This window comes from Methylomonas koyamae, assembly GCF_019669905.1.
Lineage (GTDB): Bacteria > Pseudomonadota > Gammaproteobacteria > Methylococcales > Methylomonadaceae > Methylomonas > Methylomonas koyamae.
Genome location: NZ_AP019777.1, coordinates 3709702 through 3726687, shown reverse-complemented (window position 1 = coordinate 3726687; position 16986 = coordinate 3709702). Strand labels below are relative to the sequence as shown.

Here is a 16986-nt window from a genome sequence, read left to right as displayed (position 1 = left end):
GCGTTTATCGCCAGGGAAAGGCCCGGTCGGGAGCCGGGCGCCAGAAATCGAATAGTTCTTCGCGGCGAGCGATAAATTCGCCAAGCAGTTGGTTTTGCTGTTGCCGGTAGTGTTGCGACGCGGATTCCGGCGGATTTCCGCTGTAGAAGGCGTGCAGCGCGTCGAGCATGACGACGCTGTTCTGGAGGTCGCCCATGGCGGTCAAATAGCTTTGCAGGCGTTTGTCGTGGTCGGCCGGCAAGTGCGGGACGGTGTCGGCGACGGCGGCGAGGGCATAACGCAGTTTTTTGACGGCGATACGCAGGCGGTGGATGCTGTGCAGGTCGTCGGCCGCAACCGCCGCATAGCGCGCCGCCGCTTCCGCATACGTTTGGTCCAGCGCGCTGAGTATTGCGGTGGAAACTTGGTCCTGGCAGGATACGACGTGCCGAAATTTACGTACCGCCTTATCGACTTTTCGGCGCAGTTTGGCTTGGCGCAGGCCGGCGACGAAGGCCGGTAGCCGTTGCAATAGTTGTTGCTCGCGCCGGTGCAGATGATCCAGGAAATCGCTCAGCTCCGGCAGTTGCGGCAGTTTTCCGGCTACTTGGTAGAGCATGACTTGCACGTCGCGCAGTTCGTCGAAACCGTCGAGTTGCTGCTTCAGCGCTTGCCGTAACGCTGTCAGCGCCCGGCAAGGGGCGATTTGCCGTAACAGTCCGATCGTACTCAATAAGCGGCGGATGCCGGTACGCAAGTTGTGGACATGCTCTTCGCTGCAAGTTTGGCAGCAGGCTTTCAGGCGTTTGCGATATGAGCGCCAATGGCGGTTAAGCGCGGCGCCGGGCAAGTTACCGCCGGCGGCGTCGCCCATCGTTTAGCTTTTACGGCTTTGCAGCCGGCGTTTGCGCATTACCAGCGTGATGATCGGGCCGGAAGCGGCGTAACCGACCGACAGCAGGAACAGCATGCGTTGCGGCTGGGCCATCACGAAGCTGATGAACAGCATCGCAATAATGGCGACGATGAACGGCACTTTGTTTTTCAGATCGATTTCCTTGAAGCTGGAATAGCGGAAATTGCTGACCATCAGCAGGCCGGTGGTAATGGTGGTCAGCAATACCAGATACTTGAAGTTTTCCACGTCGTAACCGTTCTCGACGCAAAACCACAGGCCGCCGGCCAGGATCGCCGCCGCCGCCGGGCTGGGCAGGCCTTGGAAGTAGCGTTTATCGGCCACCTCGACTTGGGTGTTGAAGCGCGCCAGCCGCAATGCGCCGCCGGCCATGTGCACGAAAGCGGCGAACAAGCCGGCTTGGCCCATGCTGGACAAGGTCCACAGATACATGACGATGGCCGGCGCCGCGCCGAACGAGACCATGTCCGACAGGCTGTCGTATTGCACGCCGAACTCGCTCTGGGTATTGGTCAAGCGGGCGACGCGGCCGTCGAGGCCGTCGAGCACCATCGCGATGAACATCGAAATTGCCGCAGTTTCGAAGCGGCCGTTGATGGCCGACGTGATCGCGTAAAAACCGGCAAACATCGCACCCGTGGTGAAAAGATTGGGTAGCAGGTAGATGCCGCGGTGGCGTTTCGGTTGAGGATTTTTCAGCATGGCGTTCGCAAGCGGTAACAAGTTGGCGGCATTTTACATGCTCGGTCCGGGGCGTGCTATTGCGATTGCGTGACAGGGCGGGATTGATCGCGGTCTCGCGGGCTAGAGATAAATGGCCCGGCATTCGGTTCAACCGGGCTTTGATCAGGCTGAAACGTTGAATCGCTTAGAATTTCCAAACCAGTAGAGCTTGCGGCACATTGTCGTGTAAACCCTTGATCCCGTATTTGTTATGCCAATATTGGTATTCCAGGCCGATAAACAGATGGCCGGCATCGCCCCAAAAATCGCCGATATCCAACCTGAGCTGGGGTTGAGCCAAAGTCTGGCGGGCAGCGGTTTGGTTGCGGCCGATGAAGTCGGCGAAGCCTTCGAAACTCCATTTGCTGCCGGCAATTTCGAACGACAATTGCCAGACCGGCGTAATTTGCCAGGAGGTGCCGATGTCGGCGGGTTCGGTGACGCGCTGGCGCAGGAAGTCGACGTTGAAATAATCGAAACCGGGCAAATCGAAGTCGACGCTGATGCCATACAACCAGGCGCGAAAGCCGCTTTGCCTGCTGTCCATGTTCTCGCCCAGGTTGATGCCGGCGGTCAGGCCGAAGTCCTTAAAAATACCGTACGACAAATCCAGCCCGCTAATTTTGCTCAGGCTGAAAGTGCTATAGGCTTCGCCGTACAAGTTGGTTTGCGGCGGCTGGCCGGACTCGGTGAATAGCGTATCCATGAAGAAGAAGTTACGGCCGTAGGCCCAGCCGTGGCTGTGGGTGACGGTGACGATGATTTGCGCTACGGGGTTGGGATTAAAAGGCTCGTTGTAGCCGGCGCCGTGCAGGTATTGGATTTCGCTGTTGCTCCACAGCAGGGAGTCGGCGCTGGCGCTCGCGGGCAGGGCAGTAAGCAGCAAAGCCAGCCGCAACGGGCTCGGCGAAACGGGCATGATGTGGAAATCCTGCGGGCAAAAAAAACCCATCGTGAAGATGGGCTTTAATGCTAGCCGATAAGCTTAGTTTTTGCTTTTATCGACGATTTGGTTGGCCTTGATCCAAGGCATCATCGCCCGCAATTTGGCGCCGACGGTTTCGATCGGATGCTCGGCGTTCAGGCGGCGACGCGCGGTCATTTCAGGATAGCCGGTTTGGCCTTCCAAAATGAATTGCTTGGCGTATTTGCCTTGTTGGATGTCTTCCAGGGCTTGCTTCATCGCCCAACGGCTTTCTTCGTTGATCACGCGAGGGCCGGTGACGTATTCGCCGTACTCGGCGTTGTTGGAGATCGAGTAGTTCATGTTGGCAATGCCGCCTTCGTACATCAAGTCCACGATCAATTTCAGTTCGTGCAAGCACTCGAAATACGCCATTTCCGGCGGGTAGCCGGCTTCGGTCAGGGTTTCGAAACCGGCTTTGACCAGTTCCACCGCGCCGCCGCACAGTACCGCTTGTTCGCCGAACAAATCGGTTTCGGTTTCGTCGCGGAAGGTGGTTTCGATGATGCCGGAACGGCCACCACCGATTGCGGATGCATATGACAAGCACAGTTCTTTGGCTTGGCCGGAGGCGTTTTGGTGGATCGCAATCAAGTCAGGGATGCCGCCGCCTTTGGTAAATTCGGAGCGCACGGTGTGGCCCGGCGCTTTCGGGGCGATCATGATCACGTCCAAATCGGCGCGCGGCACGACTTGGTTGTAGAGGATCGAGAAACCGTGGGCGAAGGCCAGTGCCGCACCTTGTTTGATATTCGGCTCGATTTCTTCCTTGTACAGTTTGGATTGGAATTCGTCCGGGGTCAGAATCATGACCACGTCGGCGCCGGCAACGGCTTCCGGTACGTCTTTTACGGTCAGGCCGCTGTTGGTGGCTTTAGCGACGGACGCTGAGTTGGCGCGCAAGCCGACCACGACGTCAACGCCGGAGTCTTTCAGGTTGTTGGCATGGGCGTGGCCTTGCGAACCGTAGCCGATGATGGCAACTTTTTTGCTGCGGATGATCGAGAGATCGGCGTCTTTGTCGTAATAAACTTGCATAGTGTTTCTCGTTACTCTTGATGTGAATTAAAAATTATTTTGCTAGCAGGGAACTAGCTATCTTGCGGGGCACAAGCCACGTTTGTACCCCGACGATTTTTACAGATGTAAGCCTTTCTCGCCGCGGGAAATGCCGGTCGGACCGGAACGCGCCACTTCGATGATGCTGCCTTCCTCGAAGCCGTGAATGAAGGCGTCCAGCTTGTTGGATTGGCCGGTCATTTCGACCACGTAGCTGTTCGGCGTCACGTCGATGATCTTACCGCGGAAGATGTCGACCATGCGTTTGACTTCCTCGCGGGTGTCGTGAGTGGTTCTGATTTTGACCAGCATCAATTCGCGTTCGATATGCGCCGACTCGGCCAGATCGATCAGTTTCACCACGTCGATCAGTTTGTTCAGTTGCTTGGTGATCTGCTCGATGATCTCGTCGCTGCCGCTGGTGACCAAAGTCATCCGCGACAGGCTGGGGTCTTCGGTGGGTGCCACGGTCAGCGACTCGATGTTGTAACCGCGCGCCGAGAACAGGCCGGCAACGCGCGACAGGGCGCCGGATTCGTTTTCGATCAAAATAGATATGATGTGGCGCATCAGGACAACTCCCTCTCGACCGGCGTACCGGGCGCGACGCGCAGTTTCATGTCGTGGTGGGCTTTGCCGGCTTCAATCATCGGGTATACGTTTTCGGTTCTGTCGGTAATGAAATCGAGGAACACGGTTCTATCCTTCAATTCGAATGCTTGTTTCAAGGCGTCGCGCACTTCTTCCGGTTTCTCGACGCGGATGCCGACGTGGCCGTAAGCTTCGGCCAGTTTGACGAAATCCGGAATCGTGTCCATATACGAGTGCGAATAGCGGCTTTGGTAGGAGAATTCCTGCCATTGCCGGACCATGCCCATGTAGCGGTTGTTCAGGTTGACGATCTTAACCGGCGTGTTGTACTGCAACGCGGTGGACAGTTCCTGGATGCACATCTGGATGCTGGCCTCGCCGGTGATGCAAGCGACGTCGGCATCCGGAAACGCCAGTTTGACGCCGATCGCCGCCGGCAAACCGAAGCCCATCGTGCCCAGGCCGCCGGAGTTGATCCAGCGCCGCGGTTTGTCGAACTTGTAGTATTGCGCCGCGTACATCTGGTGCTGGCCGACGTCGGACGTCACGAACGCTTCGCCGTTGGTGACTTCGTAGAGTTGTTCGACGACGTATTGGGGCTTGATAATCCGGCTTTCGCGGTCGTACTCCAGGCAATTCACATCGCGCCAGCTTTGAATCAATTGCCACCAGGATTCCAGTGCGGCTTTGGACGGCTTGGTTTTGCTCTCCTTGACCAATTCCAGCATCTGTTGCAATACCGGTTTGACTTCGCCAACGATAGGCACGTCAACCTTAACGGTTTTGGAAATCGAGGCCGGATCCACGTCGATGTGAATGATCTTGGCGTACGGGCAGAACTCGGCCAATTTGCCGGTCACCCGGTCGTCGAAGCGGGCGCCAACTGCCAGGATCACGTCGCTTTCGTGCATGCCCATATTGGCTTCGTAAGTGCCATGCATGCCCAGCATGCCGACGAACAGGTTGTCGGTGGCAGGGTAACCGCCCAAGCCCATCAAGGTGTTGGTGATCGGGTAACCCAGCAATTGGGTCAGTTCGGTCAGCTCTTCGTGCGCTTCGCCCAAAATCACACCGCCGCCGGAATAAATCATTGGCCGTTGCGCGTTCAACAGCATTTCCACTGCACGTTTGATCTGGCCCTTGTGGCCGGTCACAACCGGGTTGTAGGAGCGCATGCTGACTTTTTTCGGGTACTTGTAGGGTACCTTGATGTTGGGATCGGTGATGTCTTTCGGTACGTCGACCAACACCGGGCCGGGGCGGCCGGTGGTCGCCACGTAGAAGGCTTTTTTGATGGTCTCGGCCAACTGGTTGACATCCTTCACCAAGAAGTTGTGTTTGACGCAGGGGCGGGTGATGCCGACCGTATCGACTTCTTGAAACGCGTCGCTGCCGATCACCGGCGACGGTACCTGGCCGGAAATGATCACCATCGGGATCGAGTCCATATAGGCAGTGGCGATACCGGTCACGGCGTTGGTAGCGCCGGGGCCCGAGGTCACCAGCACCACGCCGGGTTTGCCGGTCGCGCGCGCATAGGCGTCGGCCGAATGGGTGGCGCCTTGTTCGTGCCGCACCAGAATATGTTTTACGTCGTCTTGATGGAAAATGGCATCGTAGATGTGCAAAACAGAGCCACCCGGATAGCCAAATACAAATTCGACACCTTCATCTTTAAGACATTGGACAAGAATTTGTCCGCCACTGAGTTCCAATTTTATGCCCTCGAAAAGCTAACCAAACCGTGAAATGCGGATTTTACAAAAAAGGTTGGATAAGCTACTGTCTTTGGCCGGTTTCGTCAAGGAAAACCAAGGGTTTTACTCGGTTTCGCGCTACGCGGCGACCGGCTTCGAATAGTGAGGGATGTGTTGCGGGCGAATTTTGTTGATGTTTGGCATGCCGACCTGGAGCGGCTGGATTTGGGAGCTTTACGCGCTTTGGACGCATTGTTGCCGGATCGGGAGCGTGGTCTGGTCCAGGCGTATAAGCGCCTTGAGCAGCGCCATCGCTTCGTTGCGGTGCGCGGCTTATTGCGGCGCACGTTGGCCGGCTATTTGGGTGTCGAGCCGCAGGAATTGGTGTTCGAACTGGGCGAGTTCGGTAAGCCCGCGCTTCAGGCGGCGGAACTGCAATTCAATATTTCCCATTCCGGAGCGCATTTGCTGATTGCGGTGGCTGATTTCGGCGTTGTGGGGGTCGATGTGGAGAAAGTTCGGGCTGGGCGCAATCTGCATGCGCTTGCCGGCCGCTGTTTTTCCGGGCGGGAGTATCGGGATTGGGCGGCATTGCCGGCTGATCAGCAATTGCCGGCCTTTTACCGTCTCTGGGTAAAGAAGGAGGCCTTCGTCAAGGCGGTCGGCCGCGGTATCGCGGCGGGTTTGGAATTGTGCGAATTTGCTGTCGAGCCGGGTGGGCAGATTGCTGCGATCCCAGCCGAATTCGGTGTCGCCGGCGATTGGTCGGTGGCTGAATTGCAGCTTGGCGATGCCAATGCCGCCGCCGCATTGGTGGTGCCGAATAAACCCTACGCATTCAGTTGCCGCAAACTCGAACCGGGCGGGTGAGGTCGCAAAATGCGGCCGGCACAAAAAAGCCGCTGGTAAGCGGCTTTTTTGCGTCGGCAGGTGCTTAACGTTTCGAGTATTGCGGACGTTTTCTGGCGCCGTGCAAGCCGATTTTTTTACGTTCGACTTCGCGGGCATCACGAGTGACGTAGCCGGCTTTTCTCAATGGAGAGCGCAATGCTTCGTCGTATTCCATCAATGCGCGAGTCAGGCCGTGGCGAATCGCGCCAGCCTGGCCGGACGGGCCGCCGCCGGAAACGATAATGTTAATGTCGAAATCGCCAGTTTTACCCAGCAGTTCCAGAGGTTGTCTGGCGATCATTTCGTCGGTTTTGCGGCCGAAGTATTCGCTAACCGGACGGCTGTTAATAGTGAATTTGCCGGAGCCGACGGTGGCGTAAACACGCGCCACAGAGCTTTTGCGGCGACCGGTTCCGTAGTATTGAGCTGCCATAAACTATCTACCTGCTTAGAATTCTAAAACTTTAGGTTGTTGAGACTGGTGATTGTGTTCCGGACCGGCATACACTTTCAGTTTTTTGAACATCGCCCGGCCCAGTGGGTTCTTGGGCAGCATGCCTTGCACGGCGGTGGTGATGATGCGGTCGGGGAAGGTTTGTCTCAATTTTCCCAAAGATGCGGACTTCATGTTGCCGACATAACCGGTGTGGCGGTAGTACATTTTGTCTTTTTCTTTGTTGCCGGTAACGCCGATTTTTTCGGCATTGACGACGATGATGTAGTCGCCGGTATCAACGTGCGGAGTGTATTCGGGTTTATGTTTGCCGCGAAGACGTCGTGCAATTTCAGTAGCAAGGCGACCCAATGTCTTTCCTTCTGCATCAATCACGTACCAATCGCGCTTAACTTCTGCGGGCTTTGCACTAAATGTTTTCATCGTTGCTTTCTTAAAATCAGTTGAAGCTGTAAAAGCATGGCATTCTACTTAAAGCGGCTGCTAACTTCAAGTTGCAATTACAGCTTGATTTTTAGCGAATGCAGTTTCCGGTACAGGTGGGTGCGTTCCATACCGATCGCGGCAGCTAACTTGGCGACGCTGCCGCCGTTTTTTTCGAAATGGTATTCCAGATAGGATTTTTCGAAGTGGTCGCGGGCTTCTTTCAGCGGCAGGTTGAAAAACTCGGGCACGTTTAACCCCAGCTTGGGTTGCTCGGCGATCGAGCCCAGCGCCGCCTTGACTTCGTCCAGTTCGATATCGTCGCCGGCGCCCAGAATCATCAGGCGCTGTACCAGATTGCGCAACTCGCGGACGTTGCCGGGCCAACTGTAATTGCGCAGATAATTCTGCGCCGCCATCGAAAAGCGGCGGAACGGCAGTTTTTCGTGCACGACGAAATGGTCGACGTAAAAATTCAGCAAACTCGGCACGTCTTCGCTGTGCTCGCGTAGCGGTGGAATTTCCAGCGTCACCACATTCAGCAGATAATACAAGTCCTGGCGGAAGCGGCCGCTGTTGACTTCTTCCTCCAGCGCCATCCGGGTGGAGGCGACCACGCGCACGTCGACCCGCACGGCTTGGCTGCCGCCCACACGCAGGAACGAACTGGATTCCAACGCGCTGAGCAAACGGGTTTGGGTTTCCGGGTCCATGCCGCCGATTTCGCCCAGGAATAGCGTGCCGCGGTCGGCTTGCTCCAGCAGGCCGCGGTAAACGCGGCCGTTGTCTTCGCGGCCGAAAAACTCGACCGCGGCGTTTTCCGGGGAGATGCTGCCAACCGAGACGTCGACAAACGCACCGTCGCGGCGGGAGCTGTTGTTGTGTAGGTAGCGGGCATACATTTCCTTACCGACGCCGGCTTCGCCCACCAAAAGGAGGCGGGCATCGTGTTGTGCCAGGCGTTTCAATTTGTCTTTGGTGCGTTCGACCACGGCGCTTTTGCCGACCGGTTCGACGCCTATCATCAATTGCTGTTTCAGGCCGGCGTTTTCCCGTTGCAACGAACTGGTTTCCAGAGCGCGCTCGACGATCAACAGCAATTTTGCCATCGACAACGGTTTTTCCAGAAAATCGTAAGCGCCGAGGCGGGTGGCTTCTACCGCCGACTCCACCGAGCCGTGGCCGGACATCATCACCACCGGGCACAGCGCGCTGTCTTCGCCGACCCATTCGCGCAACAGGGTGATGCCGTCGCTGTCGGGCATCCAGATATCCAGCAAAATCAGATTGGGCTGGCGCTGGCTTTTCAGCTTCTTGGCTTCCGCCGCGTTCTCGGCCATCGCGACTTGATAGCCCTCGTCCTCCAAAATCTCAGACACCAGTTGGCGAATGTCCTGTTCGTCGTCGACCACCAAAATGTAAGGCGTTTGTTTATTCATCGATCGTTCCAAATTCAAAAACCGGTAGCTGGAGCAAAAAACCCGCCCCGCCATTATATGACGTATCGACCCAAATCACGCCGCCGTGTTCTTCGACGATTTTTTTGACGATGGCCAGGCCCAGGCCGGTACCCTTGGCCTTGCTGGTCACGTACGGTTCGAAAATGGTCTCGATCTGTTCCGAGTTCAGGCCGCTGCCGTTGTCGTACAGGCCCACTTCCACATAATCGGTGTTGTTGCGGGTCACTTTGCCGATTCTGATACTGATGTGGCATTTTTCCGCGGTGGCCTCCTGAGCGTTCTTGATCAGGTTATGCAACACCTGGCGAATGCTGACCGGATCGACCTCGACAATGACATGTTGGCTGGTGGCGGCCATCGCGAAGCTAATGCCGGACGGCAGATACAACGTGGTGACCTGTTGGATCAAATCCACCAGATTGATTTTTTCGACCTGTTTTTTCGACGGGCGGGCGTACTCGGAGAAATCGTCGACCATGCGTTTCATCGCTTCCACCTGCTGGACGATGGTGCGGGTGCCGCGCTGCAGGAATTCGGCCGAACCGTCCTGCAGCTCTTTGGACAGCTTATGTTGTAAGCGTTCGGCGGAAAGTTGGATCGGCGTCAGCGGGTTTTTGATTTCGTGCGCCAAACGCCGCGCCACTTCGCCCCAGGCTGCGTTTTTCTGGGCCTGGATCAGGTCGGTGACGTCGTCGAATACCACCACGGCGCCGGTGCGGGCGCCGTGTTGCGAGAATAGCGGCGTACCGCGGCACAGCAATTCCTGGCGGCCGTTCGGGCCGAGAAACACAATGCGCTGCTCCCAGATGTCGTCGGCTTTTTCCAGCAGGCTTTGAATCGCCGTCAACACGTCGGCCAATTCCGGGTGCAGCCGGGCCAGGGCCGGCAGATTCTGGCCGACGAAATGGCTGACCGGAATATGCAGGATCCGGTAGGCGGCTTGGTTCGCGGTGCGGATGAAATAAGCCGCATCGAAGCTGATCACGCCGGCGGTCAGATTGGCGAGGATGGTTTCCAGGTAGGCGCGCTGGTTTTCCACCTCCAGGCCGGCGGCGCGGGTTTCGTCGCGGGAACGGGCGATGCGCCGGGTCATCTGGTTGAAGGATTCGACCAAAAAGCCCAGGTCGTCCTGGCTCATGACCGGGAGTTGTTGTTGGTAGTCGCCGTCGGCGACCGCCTGAGTGCCTTTGACCAATTCCCGGACCGGAGCGACGATGTTGCGAATGCTGATAAAGGCGACCCAGATTGCCGCCAGCAAGCTCAATAGCAATACCAGCAGCAGGATCAGCGAGAAACTGGTTTTCAGCGAGTCGCGCAGGAAGTTCATCTCCTGGTAGCGGATGAAGGCGAATTCGATGGAATCGGCCAAATCGGTGACCCGCACCGGAATCGGATACAGTACCTGCAAAAACCGGCTCTGGTCGGCTTCGATGGCGACGATGATGCGCACCAGCATTTCGTCGTTGTCGCCGGGATCGAAGGCGAAATATTCTTTGTTTTGCTTCAACTGCAGCCAAATTTGCTCGTCCGGCAAATGCGGCAAGATATCGCTGGGATTGATGCTGCTCGAGGCCAGAATCCGGCCCTGGCTGGTAAATACCGCCAATTCCAGCGCACCCGACTCCCGCCATAGCGAACCGACTTCCAGCGCAATCAATGTCTCCGATTTGCGCTGCAGTTGCTCGGCCATTTGCTTGGTTTGCTTGATGTGCCAATTCATGCGCTGGTTTAGCGCCGATTGGCTCAGTTCCAGCGCGTCGTCCATGGCCCGGTCGATTTCGACGTTGAACCAACTGTCGATGCCCTGATGCAGGAATTGTACCGAGAAGTAGAACACAATCGCCGCCGGCGCCAGTGCCAGCAATACGAACAGCGAGACCATGCGCGTGGTCAGTCTGGAGCCGGCTTCCTTTTTCTTCAGCTCCCGCACCAGCGAGTAGGCGTTGACGACGACCAGGCCCAGCAGGATTATCGAGCCCAGGGTATTGATCACCAGCAGCCAGGAATACAGCTCGCCGAGTTCCGAAGACTCTTGGGTGGCGCTGCTCATCAGTTGCAGCGAAAGCAGCACGAAACCGAACAGAATGACGATGGACGCGCTGGCCGGCAGCTTCATTTTTGAATAGGCCATAAGCTCCAATGGCTGGAAAGAAACCAGCGGTGATCCAGATACGCCATCGGGCGTAGCGGAATCGGCAGCGCCTCGCGGTTAAATTGGCTGCGCACCGCCAGTTGGTAATAGCGGCCGGTTTGCAGCGCTGCGGCCGGGATCGGTTGCTGGTCGCGCACGCTGGCCATGAAATGCAGCGCGGCGCTCAGCGTCAAAAACATCTCGCTGTGGTTTTGCGGGGTTTGCACCGCATATTGGTTCAATAACGCATGAAATTGCAGCCGGTAGCGTTGCTTGCTGCGGTAGGCGACGCTGTCCCATAGCCAGCCGGGCTCGCGCAATTCCATCACCACGTCCCAGGTTAACGGCACGCCTTTGTCCAGCGCCTCTTTGGCGACCGGGCTCAGCCGATATTCGATCTGGCTGGCGATGGTCGCGGTATCGCCTTCGGTTTGCAGTTCGGCGTACTCGATCCGGGCGGCGTAGTTGCCGGCCTCGGCCGGCGCCGAAGCGAGCGCCAGGCATAACGCAAACAGGCCGGGGCTAAACCGCTTTGCGCAGCTTGGCATAATAAAAGCCGTCCATTTGCCGTTCTCCGGTCAAGATTTGCCGGCCGTGCGGGCGGGGCAAGCCCCAATGCGCGTCTATCGGCAGTTCTTCGGCGTCCGTGTGAACCGCCAGAAACGCGGCGATTTGCTGCTCGTTTTCCGCTTTCAGCACCGAACAGGTGGCGTAGAGCAGGATGCCGCCGGGAATCAGCAGTTGCCATGCGGCTTGCAGAATCCGAGCTTGTGTCGCCTGCAATGCGGCGATGTCTTCCGGCCGGCGCAGCAATTTGATGTCCGGGTGGCGGCGGATCACGCCGAAACCGGAGCAGGGGGCGTCTAATAGAATCCGTTGAAAACGGCGTTGCCCGGCCCAGTCGGCCGGTTGGCCGGCGTCGGCAACCAGGGTTTCGGCCTGCAAATGCAGACGCGCCAGATTGGCGTCCACCCGTTGCAGGCGCTGGGCGTCGACATCGATCGCCACCAGCCCGGCCAGCGCCGGTTGTCGTTCCAGAATTGCCGCGGTTTTGCCGCCCGGTGCCGCGCACAAGTCCAATACCCAGTCGCCGGCTTGGGCGTCGAGGAGTTCCGCAGCTAGTTGCGCGGCGCCGTCCTGCACCGAGACCCGGCCCTCGCCGAAGCCGGGCAGTTGCTCGACTGCTACGGCCTGGTCCAGCCGGATCGCCGTACTACAGCAATCGACCGGCTGGCCGGCTATGCCCTGGGCAGCCAGTTGGTCCAGGTAGGCATCGCGCCCGGTTTGGCGTTGGTTAACTCGCAAAAACATCGGTGCGGCCTGGTCGTTGGCGTGCAGGATTTTTTCATAACGTTCCGGCCAGTCGCGGCGTAGCGTTTCGACTATCCACTGCGGATGGTTGAGCCGGGCCTGCGGGTCTTGCTCTGTGGCTTGCAGCAGGCTTTCCGCCTCGCGCAAATACTGGCGCAGCACGCCGTTGACCAAGCCCCTAGCCCAGGGCTTGTGGCTGGTGGCGGCGACGGTTTCCGATACGGCGGCATGCGCTTTAACCCGCATGTGCTGCAGTTGGTAAAGGCCGACCAGCAACAGAGCTTTGATGTCGCCGTCTTTGGCTTTCAAGGGCTTGCCCAGCAGTTTGCTTAACGCGAAATCCAGCGCGTAGTAGTGGCGGACCACCCCGTAACACAGGGCTTGGACGAAGGCTCTGTCCTTGGTGTCCTTCAGCTTGGGTAGGCCGTGATCCAGGGCGGCGGTCAGCGATTGGCCGTCGCCGATGACCATAGCCAGAATTTGCGCTGCGCAGCCGCGTAGGTTCATGAGCCGAGTACGACGCCGGCGGCCGGATGCGCGTTGAGAAAATCCTTGCCGTTGATGCGTTTGCCGCCCGGCAGTTGCACCTCCAGCAGCCTTAGCATGCCCGCGCCGGTGGCGACGTCCAACGTCTGCGCGGAACTGTCTATCGTGCCGGGTGCAGCGGCGGCAGGCCGGTTCAACACTTCGCTACGCCAGACGCGCAATACTTGGCCGTTGCATGTCGTTTGCGCCACCGGCCAGGCGTTGAGACCGCGGATTTTCCGGTCCAATTCGACCGCCGATTCCCGCCAGTCGAGCACCGCTTCCTGTTTTTCCAGTTTATGCGCGTAAGTGACCAGGCTCTCGTCCTGGGTTTCGGCCTGTAGCGTGCCGGTTTCGATCATATCCACGACTTTCAATAATGCCTCGGCGCCGAGTTCAGCCAGACGGTCGTGCAGTTCTCCGGATGTAGCTTGGGCGCCGATTGGATACTCGATTTTGTAAAGCATGTCGCCGGCGTCGAGTTTTTTTACCACTTTCATGATGGTGACCCCGGTTTTGCTGTCGCCGGCCATCACCGCGCGATGGATCGGCGCCGCACCGCGCCAACGCGGCAACAACGAGCCGTGCACGTTGATACAGCCGAATTTGGGAATATCCAGTACGGCTTGCGGCAGGATCAGGCCGTAGGCAACGACGACCATCAGCTCCGGTTGCAAATCGGCCAAGGCTTGGACGGCTTCCGCCGCTTTGAAGTTTTCCGGTTGGGCGACCGGAATGCCCGCTGTCAGGGCCAAGTCTTTGACCGGGCTGGCCGTCAGTTTGCGGCCGCGGCCGGCCGGCCGGTCCGGCTGGGTATAGGCTGCGACCACTTCGTGCGGCGAATCGATCAGAGTTTGCAAGGTCGGAACCGCGAATTCCGGGGTGCCGGCGAAAACGATTTTCATGATTGTCCTTATGCGCCCTGCGAGCGGTGGATTTTGTCCAGTTTGGCTTTAATCCGGTTGCGTTTGAACGGCGACAGATAATCGACGAACAGCTTGCCCTCCAGATGGTCCATCTCATGCTGAATACACACCGCCAACAGGTCGCGGGCTTCGAGTTCGAAACTGTCTCCGTTGCGGTCGAGCGCTTTGACTTTAATATGCTCGGCACGGCTGACTTTTTCGAAAAAACCCGGCACCGACAGGCAGCCTTCTTCGGATTCTTCGACGCCGTCGCGCGCGACGATCTGCGGATTGATCAGGCAGATGGGATTGTCCTTGTTTTCGGACACGTCCATCACGATCACTCGCTTGTGAACATTGACCTGGGTGGCGGCCAAGCCGACACCCTTGGCCGAATACATGGTTTCGATCATGTCGTCGACGAGCTTTTTGATGCCGGCGTCGACTTGTTCCACCTCGCTGGCGACGGTGCGCAAACGCTTATCGGGGAACTCCAAAATCGTAAGAATACTCACGCTTTACTCCGCATTGCTGAAATCGATGGCAGGGATTCTATCCGAAATCGGCTCGGGTTTGCATGCTGTGGCCGGGCGGAGCGGCTGCGGCGCAGCGCTGGCAATCTGCGCCAATTCATCTAAACTGTGCGGCAAATTCCATTGGCGGCCGGCGGCAATGCGCCGGCCCGACCATATCATGCCCGGTGCCGGCTGTTGCTGCCGGGTAGACTCATTACTGGCTTCGGCAGGACAAATTTATGTTGCTTCGCACCGCTCTGGGTATCGCGTTTTCGCTATGGGTTGCCGCCGCGCGGGCCGACGAATTGCAGATCAACCCCAACCATCCCGACCAATACACGGTGGTGAAGGGCGATACGCTGTGGGATATCTCCGGCAAATTTCTGCAACATCCGTGGCAATGGCCCGAACTCTGGCATAACAATCCGCAAGTGAAGGATCCGCACTGGATTTATCCGGGCGACACCTTGTATTTTTCTTACGTAGACGGCAAACCCAGGCTTAGTTTGACGCCGGGCGACGCCGTAGAAGAAAAGGTGTTGCCGCGGGTGCGCGAGTCGTCGATCGAACAAGCCGTGCGCATGGTGCCCAGCGATGCGATCATCCAGTTTCTGAATTCGCCGAAAGTGGTGACGGCGGAGGAATTGCAACGGGCGCCTTATGTGATCGGGTTCGTCGGCGAGCATCTGATCGCCGGTGCCGGAGACGGAATTTACGTCCGGGCGATCGAGGAACCGGAAGGCTTGGGTTATACCATCTATAGGCAGGGCAAGCCTTACGTCAGTCCGGTGACCAAAGAAATTTTGGGTTACGAGGCCCAGTTCATCGCCGATACCACCTTGCAACAGCCCGGCGATCCGGCGACGCTGGTGATCAATAAATCCGATCTGGAGGTACAGCGCGGCGACCGCTTGATGTTGACCTCCGAGGGCGAATTGGCGCTGAACTATTTTCCGCGGCCGCCGAAAGAACAAATCATCGGCAGCATCATTCGCGTCATGGGCGGTGTGTCCCAAATCGGCCAGCACGACGTGGTGGTGATCGATAAAGGCACTGCCGACGGCATCGAAGTCGGCCATGTGTTCGATGTTTACCGGCGCGGCAATTTCGTGCTGGACCGCTACCAATCTCCGGAAGGGGTAGCGGTGAAAATGCCGGACGAAATCGCCGGCGAATTGATGGTGTTCCGCACCTTCGAGCGGGTCAGCTACGCATTGGTGATGAAAGCGTCGGCGGCGATGCACACTTTGGATAGGGTGCAGACGCCTTGACCGCTGAGGCGTGGCTGCTTCTGGGCTTGACAGCTCAGGATTGAACGGCTCGATCGGTTGACTGCATTGGATCTGGCGCCCGATTCCGAGCTGAAATACTGGTTGGCGTTGCAGCGCATGCCGGGAGTCGGCGGCCGGACGATCCAGCGCTTATTGGAGCATTTCGAACCCGAAGCTATTTTTTCCGCGTCCCGCGCCAGCCTCGGTGCGCTCGGATTCAGCGACAAATTAATCTCGGTGCTGCAAGCGCCCGACTGGCAAGCCGTCGAAACCGATTTGGCTTGGCTCGCTCAACCCGGTAACCATGCCTTCACGCTGCAGGACCCGGACTATCCCCCGCAATTAAAAGAAATCGATCGACCGCCGCCGGTGTTGTTCGTCAAAGGCGATCCGGCCGTATTGGCCGAACCGCAGTTGGCGATCGTCGGCAGCCGGAATCCGTCGCCGGTCGGCGTCAGCACCGCACTGCAATTTGCCGAAGCGCTGGCTGCCGCCGGCTTGGTCATTACCAGCGGTTTGGCATTGGGTATCGATGCCGCCAGCCACCAGGGCGCTTTGAACGCCAACGGCCGCACCGTCGCCGTAGCCGGCACCGGTCTGGACCGGGTTTATCCGGCCCGGCACAAAGACCTGGCGATGCAAATCGTCGAGCACGGCGCGCTGGTGTCCGAGTTTCCGCCCGGAACCGGGGCCAAGGCCAGCCATTTCCCGCTCAGGAACCGGATTATCAGCGGCCTATGTCTCGGCTTGCTGGTGGTCGAGGCGGCGCAGCAGAGCGGGTCGCTGATCACTGCGCGTCTGGCGCTGGAGCAAAACCGGGAGGTGTTTGCGATTCCGGGTTCGATTCATAATCCGCTGGCGCGCGGTTGTAACGCGCTGATCCGGCAAGGCGCGAAACTGGTGGAAACCGCCGAGGATATTTTTGAAGAATTAGGCCAATATAATCAACAAAGTATGCGAACCGAACCGGAAACGGCGCAGACTGTGCTTGACCTGGAACAACAAAATCTATTGAATTTGATTCCGTATAGCCCAACAACGGTAGATGCGCTGGTTCAGGCAGGTATCTGGTCGGTCGAAGAGGTTTCTTCGATGTTGCTGGTGTTGGAGCTGCAGGGCTACGTGGCCGGTATTGCCGGCGGTAGCTACCTTCGAATCAAATAAAGGTTCT

17 protein-coding genes are annotated in these 16986 nt (G+C 57.9%); 3 read left to right on the top strand and 14 right to left on the bottom strand.

Translation table 11 applies throughout. The features are described from left to right. Positions 1-4: 4 nt before the first annotated feature. The 6 genes from MKFW12EY_RS16710 to MKFW12EY_RS16685 form a co-directional block, all read right to left on the bottom strand. A complete protein-coding gene (locus tag MKFW12EY_RS16710) occupies positions 5-853 on the bottom strand; it encodes a CHAD domain-containing protein (RefSeq protein WP_054759850.1) in 849 nt (282 codons plus the stop codon). Positions 854-856: 3 nt separating this feature from the next. Then, positions 857-1597, bottom strand: a complete 741-nt coding sequence (pssA, locus tag MKFW12EY_RS16705; protein ID WP_054759848.1) for a CDP-diacylglycerol--serine O-phosphatidyltransferase — start codon at positions 1595-1597, stop codon at positions 857-859. Between the two features lie 166 nt (positions 1598-1763). After that, positions 1764-2537: an outer membrane protein OmpK gene (locus tag MKFW12EY_RS16700; RefSeq protein WP_054759845.1), complete on the bottom strand. Its 774-nt coding sequence runs from the start codon at positions 2535-2537 to the stop codon at positions 1764-1766. 66 nt (positions 2538-2603) lie between these two features. Further along, positions 2604-3620, bottom strand: coding sequence for a ketol-acid reductoisomerase (ilvC, locus tag MKFW12EY_RS16695; protein ID WP_064022486.1), 1017 nt, complete (start codon positions 3618-3620; stop codon positions 2604-2606). A 99-nt stretch (positions 3621-3719) separates the two neighbouring features. After that, positions 3720-4211 (bottom strand): acetolactate synthase small subunit, encoded by a 492-nt coding sequence (ilvN, locus tag MKFW12EY_RS16690; protein WP_054759842.1) that lies wholly within the window; start codon positions 4209-4211, stop codon positions 3720-3722. Next, on the bottom strand, positions 4211-5947 hold the full coding sequence (locus MKFW12EY_RS16685) for an acetolactate synthase 3 large subunit (protein WP_054759840.1): 1737 nt from the start codon (positions 5945-5947) through the stop codon (positions 4211-4213). Before MKFW12EY_RS16685 ends, ilvN begins: the two co-directional genes overlap by 1 nt. A gap of 144 nt (positions 5948-6091) precedes the next feature. On the opposite strand from MKFW12EY_RS16685, the gene MKFW12EY_RS16680 reads away from it, so the two are divergent. Continuing rightward, the gene (locus MKFW12EY_RS16680; RefSeq protein WP_245006340.1) at positions 6092-6799 is read left to right on the top strand and encodes a 4'-phosphopantetheinyl transferase family protein; all 708 of its coding nucleotides are present in this window, start codon (positions 6092-6094) and stop codon (positions 6797-6799) included. 64 nt (positions 6800-6863) lie between these two features. Here MKFW12EY_RS16680 and rpsI read toward each other — a convergent pair whose 3' ends face one another. The 8 genes from rpsI to def all read right to left on the bottom strand — a co-directional run bounded on the left by rpsI (position 6864) and on the right by def (position 14544). After that, the gene (gene rpsI, locus MKFW12EY_RS16675; RefSeq protein ID WP_054759838.1) at positions 6864-7253 is read right to left on the bottom strand and encodes a 30S ribosomal protein S9; all 390 of its coding nucleotides are present in this window, start codon (positions 7251-7253) and stop codon (positions 6864-6866) included. 15 nt (positions 7254-7268) lie between these two features. Next, positions 7269-7697 carry a 50S ribosomal protein L13 gene (gene rplM / locus MKFW12EY_RS16670; protein ID WP_054759837.1) on the bottom strand — a complete coding sequence of 143 codons (429 nt, stop codon included), beginning with the start codon at positions 7695-7697 and terminating at the stop codon, positions 7269-7271. A 77-nt stretch (positions 7698-7774) separates the two neighbouring features. Continuing rightward, entirely contained in the window at positions 7775-9136 is a 1362-nt protein-coding gene (locus MKFW12EY_RS16665) for a sigma-54-dependent transcriptional regulator (RefSeq protein ID WP_064022482.1), read from the bottom strand. After that, positions 9129-11288 carry a sensor histidine kinase gene (locus MKFW12EY_RS16660; RefSeq protein WP_221053404.1) on the bottom strand — a complete coding sequence of 720 codons (2160 nt, stop codon included), beginning with the start codon at positions 11286-11288 and terminating at the stop codon, positions 9129-9131. The genes MKFW12EY_RS16665 and MKFW12EY_RS16660 overlap by 8 nt, the downstream gene beginning before the upstream one ends. Further along, positions 11270-11836, bottom strand: a complete 567-nt coding sequence (locus MKFW12EY_RS16655) for a DUF4390 domain-containing protein (protein WP_221053403.1) — start codon at positions 11834-11836, stop codon at positions 11270-11272. The genes MKFW12EY_RS16660 and MKFW12EY_RS16655 overlap by 19 nt, the downstream gene beginning before the upstream one ends. Then, positions 11811-13106 (bottom strand): 16S rRNA (cytosine(967)-C(5))-methyltransferase RsmB, encoded by a 1296-nt coding sequence (rsmB, locus tag MKFW12EY_RS16650; protein ID WP_054759835.1) that lies wholly within the window; start codon positions 13104-13106, stop codon positions 11811-11813. Before rsmB ends, MKFW12EY_RS16655 begins: the two co-directional genes overlap by 26 nt. Beyond that, positions 13103-14029, bottom strand: a complete 927-nt coding sequence (fmt, locus tag MKFW12EY_RS16645) for a methionyl-tRNA formyltransferase (RefSeq protein WP_054759834.1) — start codon at positions 14027-14029, stop codon at positions 13103-13105. The genes rsmB and fmt overlap by 4 nt, the downstream gene beginning before the upstream one ends. A gap of 8 nt (positions 14030-14037) precedes the next feature. Then, positions 14038-14544, bottom strand: a complete 507-nt coding sequence (gene def / locus MKFW12EY_RS16640; RefSeq protein ID WP_221053402.1) for a peptide deformylase — start codon at positions 14542-14544, stop codon at positions 14038-14040. Between the two features lie 239 nt (positions 14545-14783). Between def and MKFW12EY_RS16635 the strand changes: the two genes are divergently transcribed. After that, positions 14784-15815: a LysM peptidoglycan-binding domain-containing protein gene (locus tag MKFW12EY_RS16635; RefSeq protein ID WP_054759833.1), complete on the top strand. Its 1032-nt coding sequence runs from the start codon at positions 14784-14786 to the stop codon at positions 15813-15815. Between the two features lie 117 nt (positions 15816-15932). Beyond that, the gene (dprA, locus tag MKFW12EY_RS16630) at positions 15933-16979 is read left to right on the top strand and encodes a DNA-processing protein DprA (RefSeq protein ID WP_054759872.1); all 1047 of its coding nucleotides are present in this window, start codon (positions 15933-15935) and stop codon (positions 16977-16979) included. Positions 16980-16986 lie beyond the last annotated feature (7 nt).